Source organism: Viridibacillus arenosi (assembly GCF_001955655.1).
In the GTDB taxonomy this organism is placed as follows: Bacteria; Bacillota; Bacilli; order Bacillales_A; family Planococcaceae; genus Viridibacillus; species Viridibacillus arenosi.
This window is the reverse complement of sequence record NZ_MSPW01000004.1, coordinates 136,099-152,243: the sequence shown is the minus strand read 5'-3', so window position 1 is coordinate 152,243 and position 16,145 is coordinate 136,099. Positions and strand designations below refer to the sequence as shown.

The following is a 16,145-nucleotide window of genomic DNA, read 5'->3' as shown; positions in this document are numbered from 1 at the left end:
GAGGATACCCCTAAGAGGATCAGTAAACACTGCTTCCTTTAGGGTTATCCTCTAATTATTTATACAAATTGACCATTCACCATGACTGTACGTTTAAGTGGTTTACGTGCAACTACTTCTGCAGATGAAGTGGCATCAAAGAAAATAAAATTTGCATCATCTTGAACATTCGGCCAAACCTTTTGACCTTCCTCATCTAGAGCTGTAAGTCCCCCTGTAATCCATTTCAATGCTTTTCTAAGTGATTTCTCATCAATTTTACCCGTTAATTCACAAAAACGAGTTACTTTTTCAAGAACATCACCAGAGCCATACGGACTCCAAGAATCAAAGAAACCATCACAACCAAAGTTCACATTTACTCCGTATCGATCAAGTAAATCGATTGGTGGGAGCACTCTCTTTAAATTAATAGGAACTGTAGACATAATTGCTACATTATTTTCTGCTAGGCGTGTAGCAATTTTTTCTTGTTCACGGCTAGAGACATCACCTAAGCAAAATGAATGGCTTAAAGCTGTACGTCCATGATAATTTACATCCTCAACAATGTCTACCCATTTATCCACTGTATAATAGCCTACATGCCCACCATCATGAAGGTGAATATCAACGTCTGCATCAAATTCTGTAGCTATATTCATAGTTTCATATAAAGATCTTTCTATTGCATTATCAATACCTGCTGGGTCTAATCCCCCAACCATTGTTGCCCCATTACGCATCGCCTCTCTAAGTAAAGTAGGAACATGATCTCTTAGCAAACCATGTTGTGGAAATGCAATAATGTCTGCTGTTACTTTACCTTTGAATGAATCCAATGCTGCAATAACACCCTCTAAATTCTTCAGTCCTATATAAGGATCAATATTAACGTGTGTACGGATATGTGTCGCACCATTAGCTAAAATTGTTTCAATCATTTGTGTCGCTCTTTGCTGAGTAGAATCCGCTAGTAATGGCAACTCACTTGCTTCATGAGCCAATCGTTCCTTTAGATTAGCTACGGGTGTACATGCTCTCCATCCTAATGACATATATGTTTTATCAAGATGATTATGCATTTCTTTAAATGTTGGAACGGCAAGTTTCTCTTTCATATCAATACTATCTTCGTTAAAAGGAATGTTTTCAGAAGTAGATATTAATTTTGTTATTTTACCCTCAGTTATTTGAATATGGAATAATGCTGTTTCAGTTTCAACTGTGCCATCTGCTAAGGTTCTTTCTCCTACTTCTAATTTTACATTCGAAAGCCATTGTACTTTACTCATTATTACCCCTCCTGTCCTACTAGTTCTTCATTTGTGAAAATCAGCTGACCTTGTGAAATAACATGCGTAATTGGTCTTCTTCTAGCAACAGCATGTGCAGAGCATTCTGCGTCAAGTAATACTATATTCGCTAAATCCCCCGCTTGAGGCCAAACTCTCGTACCTACATCATTTAGTGGGGTAATTCCACCTGAGGCATATTTCCAGCATCGACTAAGTGAGTATTCATCAATACATTTAAATCTTTCTGCAAATGTATTTAACTTTTCTACAGTATTCCCTGTCCCGAATGGTGACCAGTGATCTGTTAAACTATCGTGTCCAAGCGAAACTTTCACCCCATTATCATATAAGTATGGAATTGGAATAGTTGTTCGACCAATTGGCACCGTTGAAGTGACATCGATTTGAGCATCTGCTAAAGTCTCCGTTAATGCTTCTAACTCTTTACCTTCTAAGTCTCCTAAAGCCATTGCATGACTAATTGTTACTTGACCAACTTTGTTTGCCTGCTTTGTTAATTTCGCTAATTGATAGAACTCAAAAGCACCAAGTGTATTCGGATCATGAATGTGCATGTCGATGCCTGTGCCTGCTTCTACTGCAATATCCATAGTAATATGTAATGATTTATCAATATCACGGTCAATAACAGAGGGGTCTACTCCACCAACTAGTGTGGCACCCATTTTCATAGCTTCACGTATTAATGGTTCAACACCCGAACGTAATAATCCGTGCTGAGGAAACGCTACAATATCATAAGTAACTTGTCCTTCAAATTTTCGAAATGCCTCTTTCGTAATTTCTATATGCTTTGTACCGATTTTAGGATCCACATTACAATGTGATCTGATATGTGTATGCCCTTGAGAAAGTAGTAATTGAATTATATTTTCTGCACGCTGAAGTGCTATAGGAAGTTGAGCAGGTAATAATTCCTCCTCCTCTTCTATTCTAGTAAAAATACCTTTCATAGCTGGCTTACAAGCCTTCCAGGGACCACTAAAATATGTTTTATCAACGTGAATATGCATTTCTCTAAAGGCAGGCATTAATAAAGATTCTTGTGCATCTAAAATATCAATATTTGAAGCCAGTATACCTTTCCCTATTTCAGTTACTTGTCCATTCATAATTAATACATCAAATATCTCTGTTTTCGTACTTACAATATGACCATTTATATAGCTAAAACCTGTTTCTAACTTAGCGTTTTTTATCAATAGATTCTGCATTGCTTACTACCTCCTAATTCTATAATTGTAAGTTGGCTACAATGGGCATCGAATTGTATGCAACTTTCACCCATTCTGTAAATCATATACTATTGTCACTATATTCTCTATTTTCTGTAATCAATAGTTTCATAATTAATATGATATTGACGTATAGCCTATCTTAATTTTTAAATTTGGTATAGGTTTTTACTATCTACAACTAGCCTGATACTCATATTAGTGATGACAAAATAAAAAAGCTATTCCACCAAGTATTTAACACCTGTGGAATAGCCTTAAATTATTGTTCTTTGTTTCCTTCTAATACTTTTAACGTTTTTTTATTTGCCTTCCAGCTCCAATAAGTTGCGAGTAATGGACCCGAAATATTGTGCCAAACACTGAAAATCGCACTCGGCACTGCAGCTAATGGACTGAAATGGGCAACTGCTAATGCTGCTCCTAGACCGGAATTTTGCATTCCTACTTCTATAGATATTGCTTTTTGATCTTCATAATTCAATTTCAGTGCTTTTGCAATTAAGAATCCAAATAGTAACCCTAAACCATTGTGTAAAATAACAACAGCAAATATTAATAGCCCTGTTTCTAAAATTTTATCGCGACTACCACCTACAACAGCAGCTACAATCATTACTATCGCAATAACAGAAATGAAAGGCATCACACCAATTGCAGCATCCGTTTTATTTTTAAATATTAATTTTACAACAACGCCTAAAACAATAGGGATTAAAACAATTTTAACAACAGAGATGAACATATCACTTGCTGATACTTTTAACCACTCACTAGCTAATAAAAACACAATAGTTGGTGTCAAAAGCGGCGCAAGTAGAGTCGTAATAGATGTGACAGTTACAGATAACGCTGTATTCCCTTTCGCTAAAAAAGTCATAACATTTGAAGCTGTCCCCCCGGGGCATGCTCCAACTAAGATGACACCTATTGCGACTTCTGGAGATAAATTAAATACTTTTGCGAGTATGTATGCTAATGATGGCATGACTATAAATTGAGATAAAACACCAACTATAACCCCCTTAGGCTGCTTCAAAATTAATTTAAAGTCTCCTATAGATAGCGTCATCCCCATTCCAAACATAACAATCCCTAATAATAATGAAATATGAGGGGCAATCCACGTAAATTGCTCTGGTGCGTATAATGCTAGACCCGCAACTATCAAGACCCATATGGCAAATGTATCGCCAACAAATTTCCCGATCTTTTCTATCGTCTGCATGTTACTTACCTCCTTAACAATATTATTAGATTATATGCTTGAGGTTTTAAATTATCATACTAAACTAATGGTCTAGTTTATAAACGATGTATTTTAGTAATTTACGATAATAAAAAAAAGATACACCACTATAAAGAAATGATGTACCTTAAAATAATCTTAAGCTTTTAATCTATTAATTCTTTCTTTGATTCTTCTCTTCTCCATGGGATCATATTAAAAATAATATTTAATAGGATAGCAGTTACACTTCCTGCAACGATACCGTTACTTGTTAGGATTTGAACGCTAGAAGGTAAGACTTTGAAGATATCTGGAACAACTGTAACACCAAGGCCCATGCCGATTGCACAAGCGATAATCATTGAATTACCTTCAGATTGATTGATCGTTGTACTTAACATTTTAATGCCTTGTGCGATAACCATTCCGAACATTGCTATCATAGCTCCACCAAGTACTGGAGTTGGAATGATTGTCGTTAATGCTGCTACCTTAGGTAAGAAACCTAAAGTTACTAGGAAACCACCTGTGATGAAAATAACATTGCGTGTACGTACGCCTGTCATTTGTAATAACCCAACATTTTGAGAGAATGCTGTATACGGAAATGAGTTGAAAAGACCACCTATAATAGAAGCTAGACCTTCTGAACGATAACCACGAGCTAAATCCTTTTCTGTCACAGGTTGCTTACATATATCACTAAGTGCAAAGTAAGAACCTGTCGACTCTACTAAAGATACTAATGCTACAAGTGTCATCGTAACGATTGGTTCCCAATGGAATGTTGGTGTACCAAAATAGAATGGCTGAACCATTTGTAAAAAGTCAGCTTCTATTACCGGAGTAAAGTCAACTTTATCCATGAAGATTGCCGCAATTGTTCCGAGTACTAGTCCTATTAAAATAGAAATTGCACGAGCAAATCCTTTTGTAAATCGATAAATTAAAACAATAGTAATCAATGTACCAAATGCTAACGCGATGTTAGGAGCAGAACCGAAATCCTTAGCTCCTTGGCCACCACCCATATTGTTAATAGCAACTGGTATTAAAGTGATTCCTATAATTGTTACAACTGAACCAGTGACAACTGGTGGGAAAAAACGTACTAACTTTCCAAAAAAACTTGCAATTAATACTACAATTAGGCCTGAAGCAATGACAGAACCATAAATTGCGGATAAGCCATATCCTTTACCAATTGCAATAATTGGTGCTACTGCCGTAAAGGTACAGCCTAAAACGATTGGTAAACCTATACCAAAAAATTTACCACGTACCACTTGTAATAGTGTTGCAATACCGCACATCATAATATCAATGGAAACTAAATACGTTAATTGCGTTGAATCAAACCCTAAAGACTTACCAATGATTAAAGGAACTAGAATAGCCCCCGCATACATTGCTAATAAATGCTGAATCCCAAGTGTCACTAATTTCAGGTTTTTCATCGAGCTGAGTCTCCTTCGGCAAATGTAACTTTACCGTCTTCCAAAGATGAAATGATTGCTAGAGAATCAATACGAATACCTTTTTCACGAAGTAGCTTGCCACCATCTTGGAAACCCTTTTCAATGACAATACCTACGCCACTAGCAGTTGCGCCTGCTTGTCCAACGATATCAAGTAAGCCTTTCACAGCTTCTCCATTCGCTAAGAAATCATCGATAATTAGTACAACATCATCTGATTTCAAAAAATCTTTTGATACAGAAATTTCATTCGTTTCATTTTTTGTAAATGAATGAACTTTTGAAGAATATAAATTTCCTGCTAAAGTTAAAGATTTACGTTTACGAGCAAATACTACGGGTATACCTAAAATAAGGCCTGCCATAGTAGCTGGTGCAATACCTGAAGATTCGATTGTAACGATTTTTGTTAAACCTGCATCTTTATAGCGATTGGCAAACTCTTGACCGATTTCTTGCATAAGTTTCGGGTCGATTTGGTGATTCAAGAAAGAATCAACTTTTAATACTGTGTCTGATAATACTTTACCATCTTGTACGATTTTGTCCTGCAGTGCCTTCAAGTTTAGGCGCTCCCTTCTTTTCCTAGCGGTTTCTAAATTTTTACTATATTAATCATTAATAAGCCTTTGTATCAACTAGAATATAATAAAAAAACTCAGAAACCATGCATCCATTCATACTACGAGTGGAGCAAAGTCCCTAGAGCTAAAAGTTCTTTGGGTATAGAAAAATAATGTCTTTAGACATTTACTTTCTATATCATTGCCTCTCATAGTCAGTTTGTTTACGGCAAACCGGTAGAAACTTGCGAGCCTTATTCTCGCTTTTATATGAGTGAATGCTATTAAGATTTTCGTTATAGAATGTTCCTATTATAGCACTGAAATTTTGAATTTCAATCCTTACAAATAATGAAAGACTATTCAATCTTTTTCGCCCTTTTAAAGCACTAAACCAAAAGGAACTATGTGGTATTTAACTAGTTCCATCTATATAAGTATCTCATTCATTTCAACTCAGCAAATTGGAATTTATGCTATAATTCCCCTTAAGGTATTTTACAAAAAATACAATTTCAAGGAGTCGAAGATGTGGTATGAGTAAATGTCCTAAATGTGATGGAAACGTATTGAAAAAAGGGGTGCTTCACAGTGGTGCTGTAATACTTCAAATGGTGCCAGCAAGCAATACTAGAGGGAAATCTTCACCTGTATCAGCAGAGTATTGTAATGATTGTGGATACATTGAAGCTCTTTATGTCACTGAACTTAAGAATTTGCAATAACTCTTCTTATTCCATTATTGATTAAATGCCCTTCAGATAATTTATTGCTTTACTTCCCTTAAACACGTTCATGAATATGTTTAATAGTGCAAATGGGTATAAATTAATTAAACAAAAAACTACGCAGCCTAAAGGCTACGTAGTTTTTTAGGTTAACGGTGACTATCAAAGTCACAATCTTCTAGTTTTACGACTTTCGTTTTATGAACAATTTTATAGCCGAACCAAATGGCTAAGAAAATTGGTAATCCGATATATGAAACAAGCATACCGTACCAATCGATATGGTCACCTGTGAATGCTGTATAGTTTTGACCAACAACAACAATTGCACAAAGTACAAAGGCAAAAATCGGACCGAACGGGAACCATTTTGCTTTATAAGGTAATTCGTTTAAATCGCGACCTTGTATGATATATGCTTTACGGAATCGGTAATGACTTACTGCGATCCCTAGCCAAGCCACAAACCCACACATACCTGAGGCATTTAGCAACCAAATATAGACAACACCATCACCGAAGAATGATGCAATGAATGATACACAAGCAACTAAACAAGTTGCTACTAGTGCTGCCATCGGAATACCGCGTTTGTTTAGTTTGGTAAACATTTTTGGTGCTTTACCGTCTTTAGCAAGCTCCCAAAGCATACGTGAAGATGCATATAAACCAGAGTTTCCTGAAGATAATATCGCCGTTAAAATGATCGCATTCATAACTGAAGCTGCAAACGCGATACCTGCATTTTCAAATACTAATGTGAACGGACTAACTGTAATATCACTACTAGCTAAACGTTCATCAGTAAATGGAATTAATAAGCCAATCGCTAAAATTGCTAAAATGTAGAATAAAAGGATACGCCAGAAAACTTGACGAACAGCTTTCGGAATATTTTTTCCTGGATCATCTGTTTCACCCGCAGTAATCCCAAGTAGCTCAGTTCCTTGGAATGAGAAACCTGCTGCTAAGAAAATACCGAACATTGCGAAGAAACCACCATGGAATGGACCATCTTCAATGAAGAAATTTTTGAATCCAACTGGGTCTTGTCCACCCATCAAACCAAATACCATCAAGAAACTAACGATGATAAAGACAACAATTGTAACGACTTTAATTAGTGAAAACCAATATTCACTTTCACCAAAGCTTTTAATCGATAAGACATTCAAAGTGAAGATGATTACTAAAAATCCTGCTGTCCAGACAAATGATGATACGTCTGGGAACCAAAATTTCATAATTAATGATACCGCTGCAATTTCTGCTGCGATCGTAATTGCCCAGTTATACCAGTAGTTCCAACCAAGAGCAAAGCCAAGCGCTGGGTCAACGAATTTAGATGCGTAAGTACTAAATGAACCTGATACAGGCATAAATGCTGCCATTTCCCCTAAACTTGTCATTAAAAAGAACACCATAATACCAATTAAAGAATATGCTAATAACGCTCCACCTGGACCCGCTTCGTGGATAGCTCCACCACTTGCTAAGAACAGCCCTGTACCGATTGTTCCTCCAAGTGAAATCATCGTCACGTGACGACTTTTCAATCCTCTATTAAGACCTTGCGTTTCTACGCTTTGGCCATTATTTTTATTACTCATTAAGAATCTCCTCTTTCCATTTTTCATTGCAAGAAGGTTAACTTGATGTCATAAAAAATACCATCACAAGGAATATGCGATGGTATCGAAATATGCCCATCAACCTTGATAAAGATAGCTCAACACGCCTGCTAAGACGTGACAGTTCTGCACCTTTCGGCAACAGCCCCAATGATTATAAGAAAAAGCTTATAATCACTTCGGCGATATTCCCTTTCAAATAGAATCCCCGACGCTTTTCGTCTCATCCATTTTACTTTTTAATACCGCGACCTCTACCTCATCGAATGGATGAGGCATTGCAATATATTAATTTAATATGTCCCCATTATAATACAAGAGTGTTCTATATTCAAGATGTAAATTATCTTGAATATTAGAACAATTTAAGTTAATTTTTGTTAAGACTTCAGAATATAACTTTTGCATCACTCGGTAGCGTTTGAATATGTTTTAAGTAATTGAGCACTATCACACTTTCACCATAACCTTGGAATGAAAGCATGCTAGCAACATTTGTTGCTGTATTTTGGAATAAATCACACATAGTAAATAGTGCTTGCCATGCTGAATCATAGCTAGCATTATTATATGTTGCGAGTAACTGCTCCCACACCTTTTTTGGTAACAGGTACTCTAGGTCCTTGCCATTTTTACCAACGCTTTTAGAAAAGTCTGTTTGCACTCCGACTTGCCAAGAAAGCATTTGAATCAGCATTTCACGCGTATTATTAAAATGTGCTTGTGCATAGAGCATTTCTTTTCTCCATAAACCTTTCGCAATATATGTAGAAACCCACCAAAATTCATTACAACAATCCTTATAATGTTCTTCTGTCGGGCATTGCACCCAATAATTCACATCCGTTGGTGAAGGGAGTTTAGGAAGTGACCCATCTTTATCTAACAAGATTGTGGTTAAACTATCTTCCTTACAATATTCTTCTTGTTCTTCGACAGGGATAAGCATCAAATCAATTCGGTTTCCATCCGAAAATTGCATCAAGTATGTATAGCGCCCACCAAGTTCAGGAGGAAACAACACCATATCTTCTGGCGTTTGCATAATGATTCTCTCTCCAAAAATATTTACCCAATAAGGGGTGTTAGTAAATGATTTGATATCCGTCACAATATAAACGATATCAAAATCTTGAAAGGGATCCTTTTTCACATTCATATTTGTTCTTGAACCATTCATACAAACCGCGCGTACGCGATCATCATTTTTCGCTATATCTAGGATTAAATCCATCATTTGCTGCTCTGTTCTCATCATCAATACCCCCGTATTAAATTGGTGATTTTATTTTGAGCCACCTTATTATAATTATCAATTTTCTTTGATATAATTAACCTTTGTCAATTAGTAGGTTTAAAATATTATAAGATTCATAAATATATATAATAGGAGGAGTGACAATTGGCAACAAATAAAGCTGTTCAAAATGGCAACAAGCTAAAATGGAATCGTAAAGTTTGGCTACTTGTAATTGGGATTATTTTCATTGCTTCTACATTACGTGCTCCTTTAACTTCTGTAGGTCCAATTATCTCATTCATTCGTGATGGTCTTCATATTTCAAATGTATTAGCAGGATTTATCACAACGATCCCTTTGCTTGCTTTTGCTGCTATTTCACCATTAGCGCCAAAATTTTCAAAGCGCTTTGGCATAGAACGTACTTTACTATTCTCAACAGCATTACTTGCTGTAGGGATTCTTACTCGATCATTAGGTACCACACCCACACTGTTATTAGGTACTTCTCTAATCGGTGTAGCAATTGCTTTTGGAAATGTACTGTTACCAAGTTTGATTAAATTAAAATTCCCTTTACAAGTTGGGTTACTAACAGGAATTTTCACTGTTTCGATGAATCTATCTGCAAGTTTAGCAGCTGGTATTAGCTATCCACTTGCTAGCGGAGAACTCGGCTGGAGAATTGCGTTAGGTATCTGGTTCATTTTAGCAATAATCGCTATTATTGTTTGGCTCCCACAAATTCGTAAATCTAAGTCTGAATCTAATATTGGCTCTGAAACTAATAAAGAACACATCCCACTTTGGAAATCACCTCTAACTTGGACAGTTACATTAGCAATGGGCTTCCAATCTCTTATTTTCTATACAACTGCGGCTTGGATTCCTGAAATGTTGCAATCACAAGGTATGAGTGCTAATACAGCTGGGTGGATGTTCTCCTTTATGCAGTTCTCGCAATTACCTGCAACATTTATGATTCCCATTATTGCTGGCCGTAGAAAAGATCAACGCCCACTTGTTATTGTTTTCGGCGTTCTTTATCTAGTAGGATTCGGAGGTATTTTAGCTGGATGGACCTCTTTAACAGTGTTATGGATGATTTTACTTGGACTTGCAGGTGGTGCATCATTTAGTTTAGCTATGATGTATTTTTCACTGCGCACGCGTACTGCTCATGAAGCGGCAGAATTATCTGGTACTGCTCAATCACTTGGTTATTTATTAGCTGCTATCGGTCCTGTACTATTTGGCTATGTTCACGATATTACCAATAGCTGGACAACAGCTATCATTCTATTCATCTTTACAGTTCTGCTATTAGTAACTGTTAGTATGCATGCTGCAAAAGAAGGTTATGTTACCCCTGAAAAATAGAGTTGAATCCGAGCTTATAATGGTTAGGGTTTTTATATTACTAGGCGCAAGTTATCCACATAAAAAAGCTATTAGGTAGTTTAACCACTACCTAATAGCTTTTAATTTTTATTGTCTTTATAATTGCTGGCTTACTATTTCCCCTCCACTTTATGTCACACAATTATAATATTGCTATAAATTACTTCTCAAAATGATAGCGACCGTTAAATAATCCAATTGTGCCAGGTTCTTTAGCACCTGAAAAATTAACTTGGAATGGAAATTCGCCTTGTTCTGCTAATACTTTTGCAACAACTCCATCTCCAATAGGACTAGCAAAGTATAAGTCCCCTCCAGCTAATGTAAGAACCTGTACAATAGCATTCAACTCTGGATCGACATATGCTTCTGCAACCTCTAACCCTAAATAACGAGACCATTTTTCAGCAGTTTTTTCAGCATCTATTACAGCAAAAGTAACACCTGCAAATTCTAACTTTTCTGGTTGATTTCCAATGACACCTTTTTCAATTTGTTCCTGTCTACGGGCATCGTCATTATCGTCCCATTGAATAATAAATGGTAATTGAAGAGAGTCATTTCCTTCACCAGCATAAAGTAACTGCCAGCTAATAATACTGCCATCTGGTCGTTTTCTGTTCATTGGTACTGGCCCATTTACTGATAAACCTTGCTCTTTCAAACGCTCTGCTATACCTTCAATATCCGTTGTACGAGCTGCAAATCTTACGAAACCTTCTTTGAATTTATTATTTACTACTGTTTCAATAAGGCTGTGATGTAAATGTTTTGCCCCTGCTACTAATTCTCTGTCGTATGTACCAAGGTACTCTATATAACTTAGATCAAAGTAACTAAGTGCATTGTACGTTCCGCGCCCTTCATGAACGCCACCTTCAACAGCGTAAATTCCTTGATTTTGTAATGGCTTAATTACTTCTTTTGGCTCATCCACAAAATGTACTAAGTGATCAAAAGATAATGTCATGTTCCAGTCCCCCTTATTTAAATAAATAATGTGAAACGATTTTCACAAATGATTTCTCTATAGTTAATAACGCTCTTTCATCAAAATCAAATTTTGGATGATGATGTGCAAAATGAGTGCGTTCGTCGTCATTTCGTGAACCTGCTTTAAAATAAGTACCTGGCTTTTCATTTAAAAAGTACGCGAAATCCTCCCCACCCATTGACGGGTCAAAATCAATCACAGATTCTGTACCGAATTCTGCTTCAAATAATTCTTTCACAAGCTCTGTTTCAGTTGGATGATTGTAAAGGGCTGGGTAGCCATGCAAATAATCGATTTCACATGTGGCATGTGCTGATTCCGTTACTCCTTTGACAATTGAGTAGATTTCTTCTTTTACCTTACTCCGAACATCCTCTGTCATCGTCCGGACCGTTCCTTCAATAATTGCCGAATCTGCAATGATATTAAAGGCACTTCCAGCGTGGAACACACCAACTGTCACCACCGCTGCATCAAATGGATTTAAGCGACGACTGACAATTTTTTGCAACGCTCCAACGATTTCACTACCCACTATAATCGAATCGATGGATTGCTGTGGTTTCGCACCATGCCCTCCTAGTCCTTGGATTTTAATTGTGAATTTATCAACTGCAGCCATTTTGAAACCATCCCCAACAGATACCTTTCCAACTGGCGAACCCGAGTCTAAATCCGCACCAAATACATAATCTACATCCTTTAATACATCTTCAGCAATCATGAATTTCGCACCACCAGGAGGTTTTTCTTCCGCATGTTGGAAAACAAAAATGATGTTACCGTGCAGATGCTCTCTGTAATGGCTTAGCGTTTTCGCTGTTCCAAGTAATGAGGCTGTATGTCCATCATGACCACATGCATGCATAACACCATCTTTTTGAGATTTATAAGTAACTTCTTTTAAATCTGCGATTGGTAATGCATCAAAATCTGCTCTTAAAGCGATTGTTTGACCAGCTTGATCCCCCTTCAAAACACCGATTAAACCATTTCCGCCTATCCCTTTTTTCACCTCTAAACCGAAGCCCTCAAGTTTTTCTGCTATAAATTTTGCAGTTTCATATTCTTCAAAAGATAACTCTGGATGCTCATGCAAATATCTCCTCCATCCAACAATTTCATCAAAATCTTTATCTATTTCTTCATAAATTGTAGTTAAAAGTTCTTTTTGCGTTATCGCACTCATTCAATATTCCTCCCTCAATTTATACCTTTAATTCAAATAGGTTTACTTTGAATTTGAGTTAAATTTTTTTCTTAGAACTTTTCATTATATGCTCTGTAAATTTATTTCATGATAATAAAAAAGTCGATTTCTCTATTTCATTTAGAGAAATCAACTCGGTATGTAAGTCTCTCCTCATCTATCAAGTTTTTAATCAACTTGCTGGAAGTAGCACCTTACTTTAATAGCGGTTGCTGAGATATCACAGGGCCAGTCCCTCCACCTCTCTTGATAAGAAAACCTATTGAATTAGTAGTAATTAAAATCATGTTACGCCAATCCATTGAAAATTGCAATAAATTTCCTGCTATTTTCTAAATCAATACGGCGCTTTCTGATAAAAATAATTTGGTGTTTTACGTTCATCGTCATATGGTTTATGGAATATATGCGTTGTAGCCGGTGATAACGGTGGAATAAGCCATGTCCAATTCCCTGTTACGTCACGCCCTGCAGTTTGTTCATTGGATTCGAAGCGTTTAAATTGTTGTGCTGCTGTATGGTGATCTACAATACTCACTTCATCTTCTTTATACGAATATAAAACGGCCGCATTCAATTCAACTAATGCACGGTCTTTCCATAAGGAAGAATTTGAAGATGTATTTAAACCCATTTTTTCTGCGATTGTCGGTAACATATTATATCGATAATCATCTGCTAGGTTACGCGAACCAATTTCCGTTCCCATATACCAGCCATTAAACGGAGCAGCTGCATATGTAATACCACCAACTTCTAATTTCATATTCGAAATCATCGGTACCGCATACCACTTCAGACCAAGTTCCTTAAACCACTCAAATTCAGGGTGTCGGATTGGTACTTCTAATATATATTCAGCTGGAATATCGAATACTTGCGGTTCTCTTTCTCCAATTTGAATAACTAGTGGCAAAACATCGAAACGCCCACCTTTTCCTTGCCAGCCAAGTTGCTCACATTTCTTCGTAAACTCTACCGAATCTGGATCTCCAACAACGCCATTTGCTGTTTCATACCCAGCATAGCGGATTAATTGATGATTCCAAACACGTACGTTACGTTGAGAGAAAATTGTAATCGTCGGACGGATTCGACCACTATTTGTTGCAAAATCAATATGCTCTAGAAGTCCTTGAAAAATGTCGTGCTCGCTTGTCAATTCCCGCTTATCAAGCACTTGCAACGTTTGCCAAAACAAACGACCTATACATTTATTACTATTACGCCAACCTACTTGTGCACCAAATCTCAGTTCATCTATTGTATGTTCATAATATCCATTATCTTGGATATCATTCTCTACTTCAACTAAGCGTCTTACTAACTCCTCTTCAGATCGCTCCGTTTCCGAATAATACAACTTTATAAAATCAATAGCCTCATTCAACATCGCCATAGTTCCTCCTGTCACCACTCGACTTCCTATCTACCATCATAGAAGAATTGATTTCCATCAGACAAGGCATAAGACTTAAATAATGTGGTGATTTTGTGGCAACTTCCAATTTTGGCATAAACCGATTTGATTTGAATGAATTTTTAGAATAAAAAATAAAATAATATCTTCTTAAAATTCAGCTTAAAGTGTAAATAAAAAACGCCCCCGAAAGGATTTAGTTGAAAAATATATTCTAATTCCATTAGAAGTCTATTTATTAAATTTTTTTGGCATTGGTATCCCACTCTCCACAGAGAGTAAACACGATTCATTACTTATAATCAAGATTATATACTTATTACCGAATAATCATACAATCGAATAATTATTACGACCGCTTTTTTTTACTTTATATAATGCTTTATCGGCGCTTTTGATTACAGTTTCTACATCAGTTGAGTTAGAACAAGGCAATGTACAAGCGCCAATACTTACCGTCACAATGTTAGATACAGGTGAATTTTCGTGAAGAATAAACAATTTTGATATAGCCATTTCAATCAATTTGCATTGTGTGTGGACCTGTTCTTCCGTCAAATCCCTTCCAACTACGACAAATTCTTCCCCACCCCACCTTACTGGGATACAATCGTATTCTTGTACTGTATCGGCAATTGCTTGTGCGATAGAACGCAGTGTATTATCGCCACGATTGTGTCCATGATGGTCATTATAATTTTTGAAGTAATCGATATCAATTAAAATAATTGTCACATCTATAGATTGTTCAGCACGATTTCTGTATATATCTTGTATATCTCGTTGAAAGCCATGTCGATTATAGATACCCGTCAACTCATCATAATAGGCTTTTAATGACAATTGCCTATTTGCTTTTTGTAGCTGATCTGTCAATATCGCATTTCGTTTCAATTCTACAAGCCACTGTTCCTTCGTTTTATATGACTTCAAATAATCTCTGTAAACTACTCTTGAAAGTATAAAAGTTATGATAACAATAAGCGCTACAAAGTAAAGTTGTAGATAGAATAGATAGAAATCATGATGAGCTATTGGAATTCCTACCACTAAAATTGTAGTTGCAATTATGATAGGCAACAATATTTGGTTTATTGATGTATAAAATAGTACTGCACAAAGTAGCATACACAATGTATAGACCATAAAATCCTGATATTGTACTTGATCCATTACAGAAATAATCGCTCCATAAATCATTGAAATGGTAATATAGACAACAATAATTTTTTCCCATTTATCAATATGTTTAACAGAGTAATTGGATACCTTCATTTGTCTACTAACAATGTAAAAACAATATATATTAAACAAACAAAATGACGTATATACCGCCATATATTGAAATGGGAAATTCGGATGAAAACTTGAAAAAGACGTAATTCCAATATTAACAATACCAATTAAAACAATAACAACCACATACACTTTTGTTATCAACAACATGCGTGACATATTATCCAACAATCGTTCTTTTCGAAAAACAAGCTCTTGTTTAGAGTCTTGGTCCTTCCTCATAGGGGTCACTCCCATCAATCGGCTCGCATTATTCCCTTATGAAATCCTATTTTGTACAATACATTCCAACACTGCTATAAAAATATTTCACCTTCGATTGAACCTAATTCATAGTCCTAAACTTAACAATACACACGTTTCATAGTATTAATCCCCCTAAAATAACCATAGATAGATGCACACAATTATGTCAATGGT

General features: G+C 36.2%; 13 protein-coding genes and 3 riboswitches. Of the genes, 2 read left to right on the top strand and 11 right to left on the bottom strand.

Features of this window, described 5'->3' with window-relative positions; genetic code table 11:
- Positions 1-59: 59 nt before the first annotated feature.
- The 5 genes from BK137_RS09520 to BK137_RS09500 form a co-directional block, all read right to left on the bottom strand.
- Positions 60-1,274, bottom strand: a complete 1,215-nt coding sequence (locus BK137_RS09520) for an amidohydrolase (protein WP_038180539.1) — start codon at positions 1,272-1,274, stop codon at positions 60-62.
- A 2-nt stretch (positions 1,275-1,276) separates the two neighbouring features.
- Complete coding sequence (locus BK137_RS09515) at positions 1,277-2,512, bottom strand: amidohydrolase (RefSeq protein ID WP_038180541.1); 1,236 nt, start codon at positions 2,510-2,512, stop codon at positions 1,277-1,279.
- A gap of 283 nt (positions 2,513-2,795) precedes the next feature.
- Positions 2,796-3,761: a bile acid:sodium symporter family protein gene (locus BK137_RS09510; RefSeq protein WP_038180545.1), complete on the bottom strand. Its 966-nt coding sequence runs from the start codon at positions 3,759-3,761 to the stop codon at positions 2,796-2,798.
- A gap of 167 nt (positions 3,762-3,928) precedes the next feature.
- Complete coding sequence (locus BK137_RS09505; protein ID WP_143691037.1) at positions 3,929-5,221, bottom strand: nucleobase:cation symporter-2 family protein; 1,293 nt, start codon at positions 5,219-5,221, stop codon at positions 3,929-3,931.
- Positions 5,218-5,805, bottom strand: coding sequence for a xanthine phosphoribosyltransferase (locus BK137_RS09500; protein ID WP_038180547.1), 588 nt, complete (start codon positions 5,803-5,805; stop codon positions 5,218-5,220). The genes BK137_RS09505 and BK137_RS09500 overlap by 4 nt, the downstream gene beginning before the upstream one ends.
- 192 nt (positions 5,806-5,997) lie before the next feature.
- A riboswitch (purine riboswitch) is annotated at positions 5,998-6,099 on the bottom strand.
- A gap of 242 nt (positions 6,100-6,341) precedes the next feature.
- On the opposite strand from BK137_RS09500, the gene BK137_RS09495 reads away from it, so the two are divergent.
- The gene (locus BK137_RS09495) at positions 6,342-6,530 is read left to right on the top strand and encodes a hypothetical protein (RefSeq protein ID WP_038180550.1); all 189 of its coding nucleotides are present in this window, start codon (positions 6,342-6,344) and stop codon (positions 6,528-6,530) included.
- Between the two features lie 152 nt (positions 6,531-6,682).
- Here the strand turns inward: BK137_RS09495 and BK137_RS09490 are convergent, their stop codons facing one another.
- Together BK137_RS09490 and BK137_RS09485 are read right to left on the bottom strand one after the other, a co-directional pair.
- Complete coding sequence (locus tag BK137_RS09490) at positions 6,683-8,143, bottom strand: amino acid permease (protein ID WP_038180553.1); 1,461 nt, start codon at positions 8,141-8,143, stop codon at positions 6,683-6,685.
- A 107-nt stretch (positions 8,144-8,250) separates the two neighbouring features.
- Positions 8,251-8,429: riboswitch (Lysine riboswitch) on the bottom strand.
- Between the two features lie 123 nt (positions 8,430-8,552).
- Positions 8,553-9,419 (bottom strand): aminoglycoside 6-adenylyltransferase, encoded by an 867-nt coding sequence (locus tag BK137_RS09485; RefSeq protein WP_038180555.1) that lies wholly within the window; start codon positions 9,417-9,419, stop codon positions 8,553-8,555.
- Between the two features lie 147 nt (positions 9,420-9,566).
- Here BK137_RS09485 and BK137_RS09480 point away from each other — a divergent pair, with 147 nt between their 5' ends.
- Positions 9,567-10,784 carry a CynX/NimT family MFS transporter gene (locus BK137_RS09480; protein ID WP_038180556.1) on the top strand — a complete coding sequence of 406 codons (1,218 nt, stop codon included), beginning with the start codon at positions 9,567-9,569 and terminating at the stop codon, positions 10,782-10,784.
- Between the two features lie 181 nt (positions 10,785-10,965).
- Here the strand turns inward: BK137_RS09480 and BK137_RS09475 are convergent, their stop codons facing one another.
- The 4 genes from BK137_RS09475 to BK137_RS09460 all read right to left on the bottom strand — a co-directional run bounded on the left by BK137_RS09475 (position 10,966) and on the right by BK137_RS09460 (position 15,947).
- On the bottom strand, positions 10,966-11,775 hold the full coding sequence (locus BK137_RS09475; RefSeq protein ID WP_051448588.1) for a VOC family protein: 810 nt from the start codon (positions 11,773-11,775) through the stop codon (positions 10,966-10,968).
- Positions 11,776-11,788: 13 nt separating this feature from the next.
- Complete coding sequence (locus BK137_RS09470) at positions 11,789-12,988, bottom strand: M20 metallopeptidase family protein (RefSeq protein WP_081730024.1); 1,200 nt, start codon at positions 12,986-12,988, stop codon at positions 11,789-11,791.
- A gap of 171 nt (positions 12,989-13,159) precedes the next feature.
- Positions 13,160-13,265, bottom strand: a riboswitch (SAM riboswitch).
- An 81-nt stretch (positions 13,266-13,346) separates the two neighbouring features.
- Positions 13,347-14,408, bottom strand: coding sequence for a nitric oxide synthase oxygenase (locus BK137_RS09465; protein ID WP_038180559.1), 1,062 nt, complete (start codon positions 14,406-14,408; stop codon positions 13,347-13,349).
- Between the two features lie 351 nt (positions 14,409-14,759).
- Entirely contained in the window at positions 14,760-15,947 is a 1,188-nt protein-coding gene (locus tag BK137_RS09460) for a GGDEF domain-containing protein (RefSeq protein ID WP_038180563.1), read from the bottom strand.
- Between the last annotated feature and the right edge of the window lie 198 nt (positions 15,948-16,145).